Genomic DNA, 617 nt, shown 5'->3' with positions numbered 1-617 from the left:
GCTGCAGCTGCGAAACCAGCGCCGCCATCCCGATGCAGTGGCAGCGCTTCGGCCCCTATATCGGCAACATTCCGGGCGAGACCGGCGACGTCGCCTATGGCGTCTGCGTCAACGGCGACGATGCCGGCAATTTCGACTACATCGGCGGCGTCGAAGTGTCTGACTTCTCCGACCTGCCCAGGGACTTCTACCGGGTGCGGGTGCCGGCGCAGAAATATGCGGTCTTTGCCCACCGCGAACACATCTCGACCATCCGCCGGACGGTCAACACGATCTGGAACAAATGGCTGCCGGCCTCCGGGCATGAGATCGCGGACGCGCCGGAATTCGAACGCTACGGCCCCGAATTCGACCCGCGCAGCGGCAAGGGCGGGCTGGAGATCTGGATACCGGTGAAGGCGTAGTCGGTCAGGCCATCGGCAACGCCGGCCAGCGATCGGCGATCCGGCCGCCGGAAAACACCGCGATCGACCCGAACTGCTGCAGCACGGCTTCGCTCTGCGTCGGCCTTAGAAACGCGTAGTCGCCGGGCTTTGCGGTCGCGTCGGCGGGCAAGCCCATGAATTGCTGGTTGGAGGACAGGCCGAGCAGCCCGTTCGCCTTCATGCCTTCTGGGA

Annotated in this window: 1 protein-coding gene and 1 pseudogene; one reads left to right on the top strand and one right to left on the bottom strand. The window is 65.3% G+C overall.

From position 1 onward, the window contains the following. A partial coding sequence (locus tag EN939_RS37020; protein ID WP_164751640.1) for a GyrI-like domain-containing protein occupies positions 1-404 on the top strand: 404 nt, incomplete at its 5' end. 4 nt (positions 405-408) lie between these two features. On the opposite strand, the pseudogene EN939_RS37015 reads toward EN939_RS37020, so the two are convergent. Further along, a pseudogene (locus tag EN939_RS37015) lies at positions 409-617 on the bottom strand (DSD1 family PLP-dependent enzyme); the annotation flags it as partial.

Origin of the sequence: Mesorhizobium sp. M7A.F.Ca.CA.002.05.1.1, from assembly GCF_003998335.1 — a bacterium.
Classification (GTDB): Bacteria; Pseudomonadota; Alphaproteobacteria; order Rhizobiales; family Rhizobiaceae; genus Mesorhizobium.
The sequence above is the reverse complement of the archived record's forward strand: the minus strand, read 5'-3'. Positions and strand labels throughout refer to the sequence as shown.